Here is a 16,824-nt window from a genome sequence, read left to right as displayed (position 1 = left end):
TGTTTTTGAGTTTACATTGGTTTATTTCGGCCGCAAAAATAGCGGAAAAGCCCAGAGTTTCCGAAGATCATGCAGTATTTATCCAGTAGCCCGTTCATTTTCAATAAAATGGCCACTTTGGCATTTGCGAAAAAATTACTGACCTTTGCGGACTACTAGTGCATACGTGCCGTAGAAAATTGACAAATGGAAGCATTAGCCTCATTCAAAAGAGAACTCTCCTCCCCCAAAAATATATTCATCACCACCCACGTAAAACCCGACGCTGACGCATTAGGGTCTTCCCTGGGAATGGCAGGCTATCTGAAAAAGAATGGCCATCAAGTCAGCGTGGTAACTCCAACGGATTATCCCTCTTTCCTCAACTGGATGGAAGGAAATGATGACGTCTTGGATTTTAGCCGGGAGGATCACAGAAAAAAAGCGGAAAAAGCCCTTGATGAAGCAGATATTGTTATTTGCCTGGACTTTTCTTGCTTAAACAGAGTCAACGAGCTTGGCGAACTTATTCGTAAGTCTGACGCCTACATCGTCAACATCGATCATCACCAAGATCCGGAGGATTTTGCAAACTATAGACTCTGGAGTACAGAAGCTGCAGCTACCTGCGAACTGGTGTATGAATTGATTGTAGCCCTGGAGGACAGAGACTTGATCGATGATAGTATCGCATCTTGCCTCTACGCGGGTATCATGACGGATACCGGTGGGTTTAGACATCCCAATACGACCAAAAACGTCCATCTCGTCGTAGCAGACTTGATCGAACTTGGTGCGAATGTCACCCAAATTGCCAACTGGATCTACGACTCCAATTCAGTCAATAGACTGAAATTTATTGGTTTTGCTATCAGTAGACGTTTGGTGATTCGGGAAGACCTACACATGGCATACTTTGCCATCAGCAAAAAAGATCTTAAAAAATATCAAAGCCGAACCGGAGATACCGAAGGCTTAGTAAATTACGCGCTTTCTCTGGATGGGATCAAATTAGCAGCCCTTTTCTCTGAGCGGGAGGATGGAATCAAGATTTCCTTCCGATCATCAGCAGAAGTGGCCGTGAATAAGTTTGCAGCCGAATACTTCAATGGTGGAGGACACAAAAATGCCTCAGGGGGCAAGTCCGAGCTGAGCCTGAAAGAAACGGTTGAAAAGTTTGAAAAGCTTGTAGAAAAGCATCAAACCGAACTTTTTCAAGAGGAAGAGGTCTCTGTCCAGTAACAATTCGTAAAAATTTCTTCAACACCCATATGAAAAATTCACTTCGCCTGACGGCAACCCTTGCCAGCTTGGTACTGGCATCCACCATCACTTCTTGTAAAAAAACACAAGTAACCGAGCGGGATGGAATCGAGTACACCTACATCAATGAAGGTTCTCAAAAGCCAGAAAATGGTGAGATTTTGATGTACCACCTTCAGATCAAAAATGCTGAAGACTCCTTGATCTACAATACCTATGATCAGCCTGTACCTGGCTACTTGATGGCGAATGACAGTATCCCAGTCAATAATGGGATGGATGAGATCTTCATGGCACTGAAAAAGGGAGACAGCATTACCTTTACCTCTCAGGTTCAAACCATTTTTGGCCCGAATTTCCCTCCTTTTTTAGAGGCTGAAGAGGAATTGGTCGTGAACCTTGGCGTGATGGATATCATCTCTCAGGATTCTTTGAGCCAATACTTTGCTCAAGTTTCCATCATCGAAAATGAGAAAAGAGCAGAGCGTGCCAAAGTACTTTTGGTAGAAGACGGAAAGAAAATCGAAGAATATGCCGCTGCCAACAACTTGGATGTACAAAAGACTGAAAATGGTCTTTACTATGTCATCGAGCGTGAAGGCACTGGCCCGGAGACTACTCCTGGTACGACTATGTATGTCAACTATGCCGGATACCTTCTAGATGGCACCATCTTCGACACATCTATTCAAAGCCTTGCAGAAGAAAAAGGAATTTTCAATGCTGGGCGCCCTTACGAGCCTCTTCCAGTAAACGTGGGAATGGGTCAGGTCATTCCAGGATGGGATGAAGGATTATTGCTATTGAAAAAAGGATCCAAAGCGAAGTTTCTGATTCCTTCTCCACTTGGCTATGGAGAAAATGGTGCAGGAGCACTGATTGGTCCCAACTCCATTTTGGTTTTTGACGTAGAAGTCACAGACATACAGAAATAAAATCATTCAATCCAATCATGAATAAAAAGCTGTTATCCTATTTAGGTGTTGTTCTTTTGGCAATCGGTTTTACGGCCTGCGTAGATTCAGAGTCTACAGTAGAAAGTATCCTAGAAAAAGACAAAAAAGCCATTGAAGAGTACTTGGCTGAAAACCCGATCACTGGACCCAAAGACTTTGTGGATGAGGTCTCCGGTTTTCGAGTCATTTGGCAAGAACTTTCAAATAGCGGCAGATTACCTGTTCCAGGAGATACTGTGCAGGTGAACTATGTGGGTAGGCTTTTGAACGGTCGAGTATTCGATACATCGATTGAATCAGTCGCAAGAGAAAACAACATCTTTTCTGAGAATAGAAATTATATACCCTTGCGCTTTATTCTGGGAAGAGGACAATTGATCGAAGGCTTTGAATCAGCTATCGCTATCATGGAAGCAGGGGATAAAGCGACCGTCATCATGCCTTCCCTATTCGGATATGGAGGTGCGGCTCAAGGTGATATTCCACCCAATTCTCCCCTTATCTTCGAGCTTGATTTTATAGATTTGAAAAAAGGACCTCAGCAATGATCAAACGACTAAAAGTCTTATCCTTATTTGTATTTTCATTTGTGGCCTTGATGGCTTGTGAGCCAAATAATCCCTTTCAAACAGGCCCAGCTTATGATGAAGCGGGGAATTTGGCCATTGACCGGGAAAAAATTGATGCCTATCTGGATACGGCACGGATCGACAGTCTTTACCGCATCCATGATCCATCAGGGGTTGTGGTGATTGTTCAGGAGGAAGGAACAGGTACTAGACCTACAAGTGGAACGGTCGTTTATTCAGATTATGTCGGTTCCCTAATTACCGATGGATCTGTTTTCGATACCACCCTTGAGCAGGTAGCTATCGATAATGATATTTGGGTAGAAAATAGAATTTACACCATATTCAGTTTTGTGGTAGGATCCGGCAATGTCATTAGAGGATGGGACTTTGGTTTCAGAAGACTCCGACCAGGATCTAAAGCTGTGATGATTATCCCTTCTCCACTTGCATACCGAGATCAAACTAGCAATGCTCGAATTCCTGCGAATTCAGTCCTTCGATTTGATATTGATTTCTACGGAATTGATTAATATTCGAGAATAATATTTCTTGGGACCCCGTCATAGTTCATCTCTGACGGGGTTTTTTATTTGATCTAATCTGTTTAGCCAGTAAAAAAACATATTACCAAAATCTCATTTTGGGAAAGATGGCCGGTACCTCTTCTCTGTATTTTTTATAAGCACCCCCAAACTCAGCGATTAAATTCTTCTCTTCATAGTAAATCCCAATCGGAAGATAAACAATCAAACAAAGCAAATGAGTCAAGGAGGTATAAGTCCCTGCCACAAAAAAGTATCCCAAAAAGATCAAAAGTAAACCTGCATACAAAGGGTGCCGCATTCTACTATACCATCCTGCCCGAATCAGTTTCTTTTCAGTTTGTGGTTCTTCGGGCCTTGTACCTATAAACTTCCCGATGGACCACATTTTAGAGCTTTGGACAATGATAATCGTCCCGAAAGTAGCAGCCATATATCCAAAGTAGATTAGGAGGTCCCCTTTTGCTAAAAGCCTCTGTGCCGGAATGCTTAAACTGTAAAGTGCTAAAATCACGAAAAAGAAAAGGGAGAATAGGGAATAAAAAAGTCGATACCATTTAAAGGCCTTTCCCAATTTTGACTCAAGTTTTCTTTTTAACTTGCCCGAAGCCAGAAAACTATGACTTGCATAAAAAACTGCCCAAAGCAGAATCAAATAGATGTAGTTCATTTGTAAATTTATCCAGCATCAAGAAAACAACGGTATGAAGATCGGCATTATCCGCGAAGGGAAAAATCCACCGGACAAGCGAGCTCCCTTTTCTCCCGAGCAGCTCCAAAATCTTAATGAGGAATATCAGGGCAAACTCCATTTCTACGTAGAATCAAGCCCGATACGGGGCTATTCAGACGAGGAATACGAATCAGCCGGAGTTGAAGTTTTGGAGGATATCTCTGGCTGTGATGTACTTTTTGGAGTGAAGGAAGTGCCAATTGAGAAATTGATTCCAAATAAGACTTACTTTTTCTTTTCTCATACGATCAAAAAGCAGCCTTACAATCGGAATTTGCTTCGGGCTGTTTTGGAGAAAAACATCCGACTGATCGATTATGAGGTATTAACCGATGATAACAAGCAGCGAGTAGTGGCATTCGGACGCTGGGCAGGCGTAGTCGGGGCATACAATGCTTTCTGGACCTACGGTCAAAAGACTGATCTTTTCCAAATCAAAAGAGCTCATGAGTGTTTTGATTTAGTGGAGCTAAAGGCTGAACTCAATAAAATTCAGCTCCCACCGGTGAAAATCATCTTGACCGGAACAGGACGAGTAGGAGGTGGTTCAAAGGAAATCCTGGATAGTATGGGAATCCGAAAAGTTAGTACGGAAGAGTTCTTGCATCAGTATTTCGAAGAGCCCGTCTATGTGCAATTGGATGTGGGAGATTATAACCGTAGACGCACGGATGGTGCTTTCAGCAAAGAGGAATTTTATACTAAGCCGGAGCTTTACGAAAGTCACTTCGCCAAATTTGCAGAAGAAGGAGAAATCTTAATCGGTGCGGTCTACTGGGACCCAAAAGCGCCACAGCTTTTCCAAAAATCAGAGATCGCCTCGCCTGACTTTTCCATTTCGGTGATTGCTGATATCACTTGCGACATCGATGGCTACATCCCCACCACCGTGAGGCCTTCTACGATCGCCTCTCCGGTTTATGATATTGACCGCGATAGTGGAGAAGAAATCGGAGCTTTTGGAAAGCAGAACAGCATTTCCGTCATGGCTATTGATAATTTGCCCTGCGAGCTACCCAGGGAGGCCACCAAGGATTTTGGCAGACAATTGAGTGAATGGATCGTTCCGGAACTATTAAAGGAAAACTCCGCCATTCTTGAGCGGGCCACTATTGCAAGAGATGGTGATTTGACGTTGGAGTTTATGTATTTGAAAGACTACGTGGCAAATGAAGAATAACTTTAATCGATTTTTAGAATCCACTCTGCTAAAGCCTACCATGAGGACGGAGGAGGTAGATTTATTGATTCGGGAGGCCATCGAATATCAATTTATAGGTGTTTGTATCCCTTCTTTTTGGGTCAAAAAGGTCCACCGCGAACTCGAGCAAGAGGATATTCAGACAGTCACGGTGATTGGATTCCCTTTTGGATTTGAAGATACAGCTACTAAGGTGGCAGAAACCCACGAAGCAATCAAAAATGGAGCAGATGAGCTAGATCTCGTTTGGTCACAGACCGCCTTTCACTCGGGGATGAATTGGCCAAAAATCGAAATCGCACAAATTGCTAAAATCTGTCATGAGGAGGAGCGGGTTTTGAAAGTGATTATCGAAACAGCTTACCTCGATGAAAGTCAAATTAGGGAAGCTTGCTTAATCTGTCAGGATGCAGGTGCCGACTTTGTCAAAACCTCCACCGGCTATGCGCCTAGCGGAGCGAAGGTTTCAGATATTAAGCTGATGCGAGAAACCCTTTCTTCAAATACAGGCATCAAAGCAAGCGGTGGAATTAAAACCTTGGACTTTGCTTTGGAGCTAATCCAAGCAGGTGCGGATCGGATTGGTACCAGTAGTGCAAAAGCCCTTTTTGAAGCCTGGAAAGACTCCCAATCTTAATTTGAGCTGAAATAAATCAGCAAAAAGGGAATAATAAAAAACATCAGTAAAAGGTAAGCAAAACCCCATAATCGGGATTTTACCGATTTCTTCCCCATCAGATTTGCCAAACGGATGGGAACATTCCGAAACCTAGGAATGCCTAAAATCAACAAAGCCCCGATGGTATTGAACAGAAAGTGCACAATTGCCAAAGCGATCGCAGCTTCACTTTTATAAAGTGCGGCTATTGCTGCTGTAATGGTAGTTCCAATGTTTGCCCCAACGATGAATGGGAATACTTTTTTAAGGCTTACTTTTTTGGTGGCCACAAGCGGGACAATCAGCGAAGTCGTCACTGTAGAAGACTGAACAGCCGCGGTGAAAAAGGTCCCGTAGAAAAAAGCCAGACTGCTATTTTTAAAGATGACTTTATTGATATCCTGAAAGCTATGGACTACAAAAGTCTTGTAGATAGAAGTGGCTAGCAGTTTGATCGCAGCAAAAACCAAAAACACTGCAAGAATTGTAGTCAAAAAAGGGATACCAATGGCCTCTACCAGCCAATTTGTTAGAGGCCTGGTAAACAAGGAATGATAGACTACAGGTCCGGAGAAATCTTCGTTAGGAGCAAACCAATGGGCAAAATACAAAGCCGATTTTGTCAATGGTTGGAAATAGAGTTCCAGAGGTAGTAAAATGATTACCGTGAAAATATTGAAGATATCATGAATGATACCTGCTGAAAGCGCACGCTTGAATTGCTTCTTCTTCATAATGTAAGAAAAAGAAACCAAGGTACTGGTCAGCGTCGTGCCGATATTCGCTCCCATGACCAAGGGTACAGCCTGCTCCAAAGAAATAGTCCCAGCCGCAACTACGGCCACCACACTTGCAGTTACTGTACTACTACTCTGTAGCAAAGCGGTCATCAAAAGACCAATAAATAAGCTAATGAAGGGATTTTTGGTAGCTGAGAAGAGATCAGTAGCGACTTTACTATTGAGGTCTCCCATGGAGACAGTCAAAAGATCAATTGCAAAAATGAACAGCAAAAGCGCAACCAATCCAATGGCGTAACTTTTCCACTTTGCTTCTTTTTTTTGCTCTAGATCCCAGCTTTCCATTAAATGCGATAGGTGTTGGCTTGTTTTCTGATCTTCTCACTCATCTGAAAAAACACCGTTGAATTGGCGCTGCTATCCAAATAGCTTTTTGATCAATGGGCAAAATTTGGAATTTTTTTAGGATAAACAACATGATGTCAAGCTTAAATAGATTGCTTATTTTTAGCTTAACAATTTATTAACATGAAGGCCTGAATAACTTCTTTAATTTTGTCCCAAACTCCCACCAGCTAAAACATGGCCAAGAAGAGCATTGACCAAAACATCAATCAGGAAAACCTTTCCAAAACCGCCTACGCACTTTTTGACTTCACAAAAAAAGAAAGGACTTTCTTGATTGTGATATGTGTTTTGATCTCAGTGGCAGCCATCATCGCTCCCTACACTTATCCTGCGATGTGGTTTGGTTTTTTCTTAGCAGCCTATTCAGCCATCGCCAATGACAGTATTCAGACCATTGGTACTTTCATTGCATCCAATCAGCATCGCAAGTGGTATTGGCTTTGGCTCTTTATGGGAATGATTTTCGTCGCGACGGTGACTTACAGTTGGGTCGTTTATGACGGAGATGTCAGTCACCAACGCCTTTCAGTACCCGGCCTTGATCGTGCTCCGGAAGGGTTTGTCTTTCTACAGCTAGCCGCTCCTATTGTCCTTTTGATTATGACTAGGCTTAGAATGCCAGTCTCTACTACCTTTTTGCTTCTGAATGTATTTACCTACAAAGCCGGTACCATCGCAAGTGTGATGGTTAAGAGTTTTATGGGTTACATTTTGGCTTTTGTCCTAGCCATTGTGGTATGGTTTGCCTTAGAGCGGCTGATGAAGAATTACCTCAAGGGAAAGCCAAAACCTTATTGGACTATCCTTCAGTGGATCACTTCAGGTACACTTTGGTCGGTTTGGATCATGCAGGATGCTGCAAATATTGCCGTCTTCCTTCCTAGGCAGCTTGGAGTTACTGAGTTTTTGATATACACAGGATTTGTTTTTGTAGGCCTAGGATTTCTTTTCTACCTGAAAGGTGACAAGATCCAGGGAATCGTAAATGAGAAGACCAATGTCACCGACGTACGGGCTGCTACCATCGTAGACTTTGTTTATGCGATAATCCTTTTCTATTTCAAAATGTACAGCAATGTGCCGATGAGTACCACTTGGGTGTTCATTGGTTTGCTAGGAGGTCGTGAGTTAGCCATTGCTATAGGAAAGCATGGCAAGGCCAAAAACAAGAAAGCGTGGAGATTCCGAGCATTCAAACTGGCAAGTAATGACCTTTACAAGGCGACCATCGGTTTAGTAGTTTCCTTGATTTTGGCTGTAGTGATCAATGAGGGTATTCGAAATGAAATCCTTGATTATTTCAGGTAAATGGAGCTGTATTCGGACGAATATTTCATGAATGAAGCGCTAAAGCAAGCGCAGATTGCTTTCGAAGAGGGGGAAATCCCCGTAGGTGCGGTGATCGTATCCAAAAACCGAATCATAGCCAAAGCATACAATCAAACGGAAAGGCTAAACGATGTGACCGCCCATGCGGAAATGATAGCCATCACCTCAGCAGCCAATTCTTTGGGAGGAAAATACCTCAATGATTGTCGCTTGTATGTAACCCTTGAACCATGCACTATGTGTGGAGGAGCACTTTTTTGGTCCCAAATAGGGGAAGTTTTCTTTGCAGCAGCGGATCCAAAAAGAGGATTTAGACAAAGTAACCCGAATACGCTCCACCCTAAAACAAAAATTCACGAAGGTATCTTGGCGGCGCAAGCGGAGGAATTAATTCATCGCTTTTTCGAAAAACTACGAAAATGAGATGTTTTTCGACATAAAAGAACCATTTGTCATGGATAGTGGTTACCAAAGCAGATTCTTTAAAGGGATATTTAATACATGTTTCACCATAAATTTTAAAAACAAATGGCTTTTGAACTACCATCCTTACCTTACGCATTTAATGCACTTGAACCTCATATCGATGCGCGTACAATGGAAATCCACCATGGCAAGCACCACAATGGGTATGTGACCAATCTTAACAACGCAGTAGCAGGAACTGACCTAGAAGGCAAATCTCTGGAAGAGCTGATGAAAGTGGCAGGTTCCAATACAGCCGTTAGAAATAACGGAGGAGGTCACTACAATCACAGCCTTTTCTGGTCAATTCTTTCTCCAAGCGGCGGCGGAAACCCTACAGGTGAACTAGCTGGCGCTATCGATGCAAAATTTGTGAATTTTGATGAGTTCAAAGACTTATTTTCAAAGGCAGCAGCTACCCGTTTTGGTTCTGGATGGGCATGGTTGATTGTTACTGCAACAGGCGATTTAGAAATCGTATCTACTGCAAATCAGGACAACCCACTGATGGATGTTGCTGAAATTAAAGGTACTCCTATCCTCGGATTGGATGTGTGGGAGCACGCCTATTATTTGAATTACCAAAACCGTCGTCCTGATTACATCTCAGCATTCTGGAATGTGATCAATTGGGAAGAGGTTAACAAGCGCTATTTGGCTGCTTTGAAATAATAACTCAACAATTAAAAATAATCCCCGGACCCAAATCCGGGGATTTTTTTGTTCGGTTTTCGGAACAATAAGTGTTCACAAACGAACATGCTTTTTTTGTTGAATAGCCTAAAACGCCGCATTTGACAGATTTTAGAGCTTTTTGCAGTATGGCACTTCTTTTTCATTAGCTGGCACGAAAACAATAAAGAACCAACACAAATGAAAACCGCCAACTTAATTTTTCTTTCTTTTCTATTTTACCTGATGGGCCTAAGCACCCTTGCTGCAAAAGATATCAGCAAGCTCTCAGGGAAAATCGTTGACCAAAATGGAAAGGCCGTTCCTTTTGCAAACGTTGCCTTGATCGAATCAAACAACGGTGGATTAGTGGATGGAGCTGTTTCTGATGAGGAGGGGATATTCTTCATCGAATCAGTAAAGTCTGCAACGGTCAAACTGGTGATCTCCTCAATTGGGTATACGACCTATAGTTCTGAGACCTTCGAGCTAGTCCCTGGAATGACCAAAGATTTTGGTGTCGTCAAATTGGAAGATGAAATGACTGGTCTTGATGAAGTCACCGTACAATCATCTAGACCGGAAATCATCATCGAACCGGATAAAACTATCGTCAATGTAGAAGGAACTGTGATGGCAGAAGGGTCAAACACCTTGGACGTCATCGGTAGATCTCCGGGTGTCTATGTCGATCAGGATGGAAATATCAATCTAAATGGTCGCACTGGTGTCACAGTGATGATCAACGATAGACCTACTTACATGAGTTCGACTGATTTGGCAAACTACCTTCGGTCAATGCCCGCAGAAAACATCAAAAGTATCGAAGTCATCAATAATCCTTCTGCCCGATTTGATGCTGAAGGTGCCGCAGGTGTGATCAATATTGTATTGAAGAAAAGCACGGTAGATGGAGTCTTTGGAAATATTCAAATAGGAAATCAATACAACGGCTTGAATGCTCCACTTGCTGGCGCAACTATCAATGTGAAAAAAGGAAAATGGTCTACCAATGCGAATTTGAACTACAATGAAATCGCAAATTACAATGACCTGGATATCATCCGAAACTTTGAGCTAGAAGAAGGGACATCCAAGTTTACTCAAGACTCCAGAATCAAAACTCGCTTCCGTACTCCGAATTTTACCGGATCGGCAAACTACGAGATCAATCCCAATCATAACTTGGGGATCAACCTTCAAGCCTCAAGGTCTACCGGAGGATCGAATAATAACTCCTTCACAGAGATTTCTATTCCTGGTGAGTCGGAATTCAACTATTTGAACTCTCGAAATGATGATAATGGAACCAGAGACAGAATTTTTGGAAACCTCCACTATGATGGAAAGCTAGATACCTTAGGGACTAAAATTGCTGCGGACTTGGATTATACCATCATGAAATCAAACTCTGAGTCTTTGCTCTCCAATGAGTACTGGACCGGGGTGGATCAGTCCAATTTTACAACTGATCAAATACTCACGCTGAATAATATGTACTATACCATCCTGACGGCAAAAGTTGATTTCACCAAACCCTTAAAAAATGGAAAGATCTTGGAAACAGGTCTAAAAGGTAGCTGGGTAGAATCCGACAATAATCTGGATCTAAGCCGTGCAATCGAAGAAGGACCTTTTGAGCCGGATCCAAATTCTAACCAGTTTATCTATAGTGAAAATGTCTTAGCTGCTTACGCTTCCTTGAAAGGAGCTTTCAGTCCAAAAGTAAACTATCAATTTGGCTTAAGAGGTGAGTACTCAGACATTTTGGGAAATTCAGTGACATTGGAACAGCAAAACAAACAACAATATTTCAACCTGTTCCCTAGCTTCTTTGTACAGCATCAGGTGAGTGAGAAGTATCAAATCATCTATAATCTAAACCGTCGAATCACTCGTCCAAACTATCGATTGCTCAATCCATTCATCTATTACATCGATCCATTGACATCAGAAACCGGTAACCCGAATTTGAGACCTCAGTATTCGAATAACTTCGAGATGAATCATGTCATCAATGGAGCATACCAGTTCACTTTAGGTTATTCTGAGACTGAAGATGCCTTTATGCAGGTATTTATCCAAGATCAGGAAGCTAGAACGACGACCACCTTCACGGATAATTTTGATAAAACCAGAAATGTCAATTTCCGTGGAATCGTACCGGTTGAAATTACAAAGTGGTGGAATGCTTCAAACATGGTACAGGTGACTTATAACCGATTCAAGTCCCAAATTGGAGATGACTTCCTTGACACAGATCAAGTATCCTTCATGGCTCGTACCCAACATAATCTGACCTTGCCAAAAGGCTTCAAATTTGAGTTGGTCGGAATGTATGTAGGCCCACAAATCTGGGGACAGGGTACCATCAAAGGGTTTGCCTGGGTAGATGCAGGGGTGACGAAGACCTTGATGAAGGATAAGCTCACCTTATCTGTCAACGGTACTGACCTTTTCCGCTCACAGATCATCCGAGCCAATGTGGATTTCGCAGACATCAATACAGGCTTTAGACAATACCGAAGCAATCAGGGTGTGCGCTTTACCTTAAGATGGAGATTTGCTCAGGGTGAAAGCTTCCGAGTACGTTCTAGCACAGGTAGCTCAGAAGAAAGAAACCGCCTAGATTAAACTTAATACTTTGAAAATCAGCTCCTAGCCAATATTTTAGCTAGGAGCTTTTTATATCTAACTAATTCAAATCATGCTTCGAAAATTTACACTTTACCTGTCCTTATTTTGGCTAAGCAGCACAAGTCTATTTGGCCAAAAATCAAATTTTGAGCAAACTGACCGTTTCTTTGACTCATTGGACTTTTATGATAAGTACATGGGAACTGTATTTATCACAAAAAACGGGGAGCCCGTCTATCAAAAGGCAATAGGCTATGCGGACTTGGAAAAGCAGCAAAAATTGACTCCCACAACCAAATTTAATATCGGGTCAATTTCAAAAATGTTCACCTCAGTTTTGATTTTTCAGGCTGTGGAAGAGGGAAATCTTACATTAGATCAAAAACTGGCAGATTTTTATCCTTCAGTACCCAATGCCGATGCTATCACCATTGACCAGCTTCTGAGGCATCGAAGCGGAATTGCCAATTTTACCAATAGCCCTCTTTATCTGACCTATTACACCAAGCCAAAGACTGAGGATGAAATGGTAAAGATCATTTCAGAAGGCGGCAGTATTTTTACTCCTGACTCCAAGGCAGAATACTCAAATTCCAATTATGTCTTGCTGACATTCATTTTGGAAGAAACCTACGGAAAATCCTTTCAAGAACTTTTGGAAGAAAGAATTACAGGCCCGCTAAAGCTAGAACACACACAAATATTTGATGAGATCAAGCCTGAGGAAAATGAAGCAAGATCTTATTCCTTCAAGGACAATTGGACACTGGAGGCAGAAACGGACCCAAGTATTCCACTTGGCGCTGGAGCCATACAGTCCACAGTAGCGGATCTCGCGGCTTTTATCGAAAAGCTTTTTGCTGGTGAGCTGATTTCACAAGAGAGTCTGGACAAAATGACTGAGCTTCAAGATGGCTTCGGTCGAGGGATTTTTGCTTTTCCCTACTATGAGCGAAAAGCACTTGGACACAATGGTGGAATTGATGGATTCCAGTCTCTTTTGGCGCATTTTCCAGATGAAAAACTGACGCTGGTTACTCTAGCAAATGCTGTGAATTTTAATACCAACGACATCACTCTGGCACTTTTGGACTCTTATTTTGGAAAAGAGATCAAATTCCCTTCATTTCAAAGCTACTCGGTGAGTCCAGAGCAACTCGAGTCTTATCTAGGGGAATATACCTCTGAACAGCTTCCGCTTAAATTCAACTTTACCAAGGAAGGAAAAACCCTGATAGTACAAGCTACTGGACAGCCAGCCATACCTTTAGAAGCCACTGCCGAGCATACCTTCGAATTTCGGCAAGTCGGTGCCACATTTATTTTTGACCCGAGTAAAGGAACACTCACCTTCAAACAAGGAGGCGGTACCTTTGCCTATCAAAAACAGTAAGAATGTTCAAAGCCGGTTAATCCCGGCTTTTTTGATCTCCACCTTATTGATTTGAAAAAAGTCCTCCTCAACGTCCGGATTTGGCAATACATTAAACCAAAGATTTCCATCTCGGCTGACAAAGACATTCCCCAATCTATCGGGCGTCTGAATATCTAGTAATTTCTCACACTCCAAAGAAAGAACCTGAAGCCGGGGCTTGTACTTTTCACCAACCCTTGTATTGAAATCCTGCCATTGCTCTTGCGATTGAATTGATTGATACTCCTCTCGATCCAGGTCTTCATAGCCGGTCGTATAGTTGATTAGCAAGTAATCTCCCACAATTGTCAGCTTGCTGATCATCCCATAGCTTGGATCAAAAGAAATAGCTCGAGGATCCGCTTTTTGAGGGTCTTCACCGGGATTCACCTGAAAATCGGTCAATTCCAATGGCATTCGCTTTAATTTTTTGTAAGGTTCTTCCAGTTCATACACATTCAAATAAGGATCACCGCCAGATATCACAAATAATTCATTATCTCTGATATCAAAGGTGGCTGAGAGCGTCGTCGGTTCATGTGAGCGATTATTTTGAAAAATACTAGCAGAATCCAAACCCAGGAACTGCTCTATACTTCCAGACTGCGGATCAACCCACACGAGTTGCTGAAAAGTATCATAAAACTCCGGTTGGGTCTTATTATACTCCGTTCGCGGTAAAAGACCTGTCAGGAGCAACTGATCACCGACCTGTTTGATCTCCCGAATAGCATCCATCCTACCCGAAAAGCCTTTAATCTCGTCTTTTGGCGTCTTGGCGCTTCGCAGGAGATTTCCTTCCAAATCATATTCAAAGACCCCATACATGGAAACTAGCTGAATTCGATTCTGATCCAAAAATCTACCCGCTGCCATTGGAAAGGATCCAAATCCATCTGGAGAATCGCGGTCTTTCGAGAATTGCCCTAGGATATTACCTTGTAAGTCAGTGCTGACAAAGCTTCTTTTCTGCAAATCAAAAAACAATGCACGGTCCATCTCAGGCTGGATATCCATAAAGGATAAAACGCCTACATAAGGTATGCGAACCGAATCAGTAACTTCCAATTCCAAATTGATCGGTTCGGAGGCATCTTCAGTCTCCGTGCCTTGACAGGCAAAAAATACAGCAATTACGAGTAATAGTGGATAGCTTTGTCGAATCATAATCTTTGGTTTTGACCTAAATAAATTGATAAAATATTAGAATTCAAAATGAAGCTTTTCGATATCCATACCCATCGATTGAATATTCCGAATGGCATATTCAATGCAGAAAGGGATATCAACTCCTTATCTCCCAATCAATATTTTTCTATTGGTCTTCACCCTTGGTATTTATATGACAATTGGGAGGAAAAATGGTCGGAATTCAGAAATTATGTAACCAATCAAAACTGCTTGGCAATAGGCGAAGCAGGTTTTGACCGGCTCCGTGAACCGGAACTTTCCATTCAAAAAGCTGCATTTGAAGAGCAGGCAAATACCGCAAAAACAGAGGGGATACCCTTGATTCTACACTGCGTCAAAGGGCATGATTTACTTTTGGAATATTTAAAAAATACAAGCTCGCATCCCGAGATCATCTGGCATGGATGGAACCTAAAAACCCATCTTGCAGAGCAACTATTGCCATTCTCTATAAACTTCTCCTTTGGAGAGAAAATCCTAGACTCCAAATCCAATGCTTCCCAATGGCTTAAAAACTGTCCAAAAGAGCGGATTTTTTTTGAAACCGATAATTCGGAGAAAGAAATTGATCAAATTTATCAGGCAGCTTCTTTAATTTTGGGCCTTTCTGTCGAAGACTTGGAGCGGCAGGTCATACAAAATTGGAATCGAATATCAAGTAAGAAATTAAAATGAGTGACTTTGCTTGGCTGAGCAGAACAGAATTAATCACTGGTCGAGAAGGGCTTGAAAAACTAGCTCAAAAACATGTCCTCGTGGTAGGACTGGGAGGTGTGGGGTCCTTTGCAGCGGAATTTATCGCCCGCTCCGGCGTAGGCGAAATGACCATCATCGATGGAGATAGTGTAGACATCAGCAATGTGAATCGTCAACTGCCTGCAACCCAAAAAAATCTAGGGCAATCCAAAGCCGAATGGATGGAGGAGCGGCTACTTTCCATCAATCCCAATCTAAAAATCCATACCATACGGGAATTTTTAGAGCCCAAACCCATGACTAGCCTTTTGGAGAAAAATGACTTTGACTATGTGGTTGATTGCATCGATAGTTTCACTCCAAAGCTTCACTTGATTGAAGGGGCATATCGTAGAGGCTTTCCTTTGGTAAGCTCAATGGGCGCAGGTGGCAAAGTAGATCCCACAAAAATCCGAGTGGTGGATATCTCCAAGACACACGAATGCAAACTGGCTCGTCTAATCCGAAAGCGATTGAAAAAAAGAAAGATTTACGATGGGTTTAAGGCAGTGTATTCAACAGAAAAGGTCATCAAAGAGAGTCTGATGATGACCGATGGAAGCAACTTCAAAAAGTCAGCCTATGGCACCATGTCTTTCTTACCGGCTGCCTTCGGTTGCTCATGCGCTGCCACGGTCGTCAATGACCTCCTAGCATCCTAATCTTCAAAATGATACAAGAAGATCAAAACTCCGGCGAAAGCCGGTTTTCTTTGGTCTTTAATCTCCAATTTCACCTCCACTTCGGCCTTCACCGTACCTCGAAGGTTGGCTACATTTCTGAGTTTTGCGTGGAGCCGCACCTCGCTATCTACGGTGACAGCTTGTGCAAATCGTAAATTTTCGATCCCATAATTGATCATCATCTTCAGATTAGTCACCTGTACGATCTGCTCCCAAAGATGAGGTACAATACTAAGTGTCAAATAGCCGTGAGCAATGGTATTGCCGAAGGCTCCTTCTACTTTAGCTCGCTCAGGATCTGTATGAATCCATTGATGATCGTGAGTTGCATCGGCAAAAAGATTGATTCGGTTTTGGGTGATGGTAAAATACTCGGAGGTTCCTATTTCTTGTCCATTGTATTTTTCGAAGTCCTCAAAGCTTCTGATGATTACGGGTTTCATGCTGCAATTTTTCTATTTAAGCCTCCAAGTAGCTTAGATATTTTTTGAAAAGCAAGGAAAAATATCTTGCTCTATGCATAGTTTTAAGTATGAAATGCATGTTTTGTAGTCTGAAAAAATTTTTCGTTTGAAATCTGTTAAAACCCGTTGCTTTTAAAAATTTAATATATATTTTTCGACCAAGTTTTACCCAGTTTTGAATT

Annotated in this window: 17 protein-coding genes; 13 read left to right on the top strand and 4 right to left on the bottom strand. The window is 42.2% G+C overall.

All coding sequences use genetic code 11. From position 1 onward, the window contains the following. Positions 1 to 186 precede the first annotated feature (186 nt). The 4 genes from G457_RS0110345 to G457_RS0110330 are packed head-to-tail and all read left to right on the top strand — an operon-like array spanning position 187 to position 3,300. The gene (locus G457_RS0110345) at positions 187 to 1,221 is read left to right on the top strand and encodes a DHH family phosphoesterase (protein WP_026946418.1); all 1,035 of its coding nucleotides are present in this window, start codon (positions 187 to 189) and stop codon (positions 1,219 to 1,221) included. A 29-nt stretch (positions 1,222 to 1,250) separates the two neighbouring features. Continuing rightward, positions 1,251 to 2,177, top strand: a complete 927-nt coding sequence (locus tag G457_RS0110340; protein WP_026946417.1) for an FKBP-type peptidyl-prolyl cis-trans isomerase — start codon at positions 1,251 to 1,253, stop codon at positions 2,175 to 2,177. Between the two features lie 17 nt (positions 2,178 to 2,194). After that, positions 2,195 to 2,746 carry an FKBP-type peptidyl-prolyl cis-trans isomerase gene (locus G457_RS0110335; protein ID WP_035483593.1) on the top strand — a complete coding sequence of 184 codons (552 nt, stop codon included), beginning with the start codon at positions 2,195 to 2,197 and terminating at the stop codon, positions 2,744 to 2,746. Next, positions 2,743 to 3,300 (top strand): FKBP-type peptidyl-prolyl cis-trans isomerase, encoded by a 558-nt coding sequence (locus G457_RS0110330; protein WP_246628859.1) that lies wholly within the window; start codon positions 2,743 to 2,745, stop codon positions 3,298 to 3,300. The genes G457_RS0110335 and G457_RS0110330 overlap by 4 nt, the downstream gene beginning before the upstream one ends. A gap of 94 nt (positions 3,301 to 3,394) precedes the next feature. Here the strand turns inward: G457_RS0110330 and G457_RS0110325 are convergent, their stop codons facing one another. After that, positions 3,395 to 3,982: a methyltransferase family protein gene (locus G457_RS0110325; RefSeq protein WP_026946414.1), complete on the bottom strand. Its 588-nt coding sequence runs from the start codon at positions 3,980 to 3,982 to the stop codon at positions 3,395 to 3,397. Between the two features lie 34 nt (positions 3,983 to 4,016). Between G457_RS0110325 and G457_RS0110320 the strand changes: the two genes are divergently transcribed. Beyond that, positions 4,017 to 5,225, top strand: a complete 1,209-nt coding sequence (locus G457_RS0110320; protein WP_026946413.1) for an NAD(P)-dependent oxidoreductase — start codon at positions 4,017 to 4,019, stop codon at positions 5,223 to 5,225. Further along, on the top strand, positions 5,215 to 5,883 hold the full coding sequence (gene deoC, locus G457_RS0110315) for a deoxyribose-phosphate aldolase (protein WP_026946412.1): 669 nt from the start codon (positions 5,215 to 5,217) through the stop codon (positions 5,881 to 5,883). The genes G457_RS0110320 and deoC overlap by 11 nt, the downstream gene beginning before the upstream one ends. Here deoC and G457_RS0110310 read toward each other — a convergent pair. Further along, positions 5,880 to 6,989: a Na/Pi symporter gene (locus tag G457_RS0110310; RefSeq protein ID WP_026946411.1), complete on the bottom strand. Its 1,110-nt coding sequence runs from the start codon at positions 6,987 to 6,989 to the stop codon at positions 5,880 to 5,882. The genes deoC and G457_RS0110310 overlap by 4 nt on opposite strands. A gap of 237 nt (positions 6,990 to 7,226) precedes the next feature. Between G457_RS0110310 and G457_RS0110305 the strand changes: the two genes are divergently transcribed. The 5 genes from G457_RS0110305 to G457_RS0110285 all read left to right on the top strand — a co-directional run bounded on the left by G457_RS0110305 (position 7,227) and on the right by G457_RS0110285 (position 13,548). Further along, positions 7,227 to 8,360 carry a hypothetical protein gene (locus G457_RS0110305; protein WP_026946410.1) on the top strand — a complete coding sequence of 378 codons (1,134 nt, stop codon included), beginning with the start codon at positions 7,227 to 7,229 and terminating at the stop codon, positions 8,358 to 8,360. Further along, positions 8,361 to 8,804, top strand: coding sequence for a nucleoside deaminase (locus tag G457_RS0110300; protein WP_026946409.1), 444 nt, complete (start codon positions 8,361 to 8,363; stop codon positions 8,802 to 8,804). Positions 8,805 to 8,909: 105 nt separating this feature from the next. After that, positions 8,910 to 9,518: a superoxide dismutase gene (locus tag G457_RS0110295; RefSeq protein WP_026946408.1), complete on the top strand. Its 609-nt coding sequence runs from the start codon at positions 8,910 to 8,912 to the stop codon at positions 9,516 to 9,518. A gap of 201 nt (positions 9,519 to 9,719) precedes the next feature. Beyond that, entirely contained in the window at positions 9,720 to 12,152 is a 2,433-nt protein-coding gene (locus tag G457_RS0110290) for an outer membrane beta-barrel family protein (protein ID WP_026946407.1), read from the top strand. A gap of 73 nt (positions 12,153 to 12,225) precedes the next feature. After that, positions 12,226 to 13,548, top strand: a complete 1,323-nt coding sequence (locus G457_RS0110285) for a serine hydrolase domain-containing protein (protein WP_026946406.1) — start codon at positions 12,226 to 12,228, stop codon at positions 13,546 to 13,548. Between the two features lie 6 nt (positions 13,549 to 13,554). Here the strand turns inward: G457_RS0110285 and G457_RS0110280 are convergent, their stop codons facing one another. Then, positions 13,555 to 14,736, bottom strand: coding sequence for a DUF4221 family protein (locus G457_RS0110280; protein WP_026946405.1), 1,182 nt, complete (start codon positions 14,734 to 14,736; stop codon positions 13,555 to 13,557). 48 nt (positions 14,737 to 14,784) lie between these two features. On the opposite strand from G457_RS0110280, the gene G457_RS0110275 reads away from it, so the two are divergent. Further along, positions 14,785 to 15,435, top strand: a complete 651-nt coding sequence (locus G457_RS0110275; protein WP_026946404.1) for a TatD family hydrolase — start codon at positions 14,785 to 14,787, stop codon at positions 15,433 to 15,435. Then, positions 15,432 to 16,157: a tRNA threonylcarbamoyladenosine dehydratase gene (locus G457_RS0110270; RefSeq protein WP_026946403.1), complete on the top strand. Its 726-nt coding sequence runs from the start codon at positions 15,432 to 15,434 to the stop codon at positions 16,155 to 16,157. Before G457_RS0110275 ends, G457_RS0110270 begins: the two co-directional genes overlap by 4 nt. Here the strand turns inward: G457_RS0110270 and G457_RS0110265 are convergent. After that, on the bottom strand, positions 16,154 to 16,621 hold the full coding sequence (locus tag G457_RS0110265) for a MaoC family dehydratase (RefSeq protein ID WP_026946402.1): 468 nt from the start codon (positions 16,619 to 16,621) through the stop codon (positions 16,154 to 16,156). The two genes, G457_RS0110270 and G457_RS0110265, sit on opposite strands and share 4 nt — an antisense overlap. Positions 16,622 to 16,824 lie beyond the last annotated feature (203 nt).

Source organism: Algoriphagus marincola DSM 16067 (assembly GCF_000429405.1).
GTDB lineage: Bacteria > Bacteroidota > Bacteroidia > Cytophagales > Cyclobacteriaceae > Algoriphagus > Algoriphagus marincola.
The sequence above is the reverse complement of the archived record's forward strand: the minus strand, read 5'-3'. Positions and strand labels throughout refer to the sequence as shown.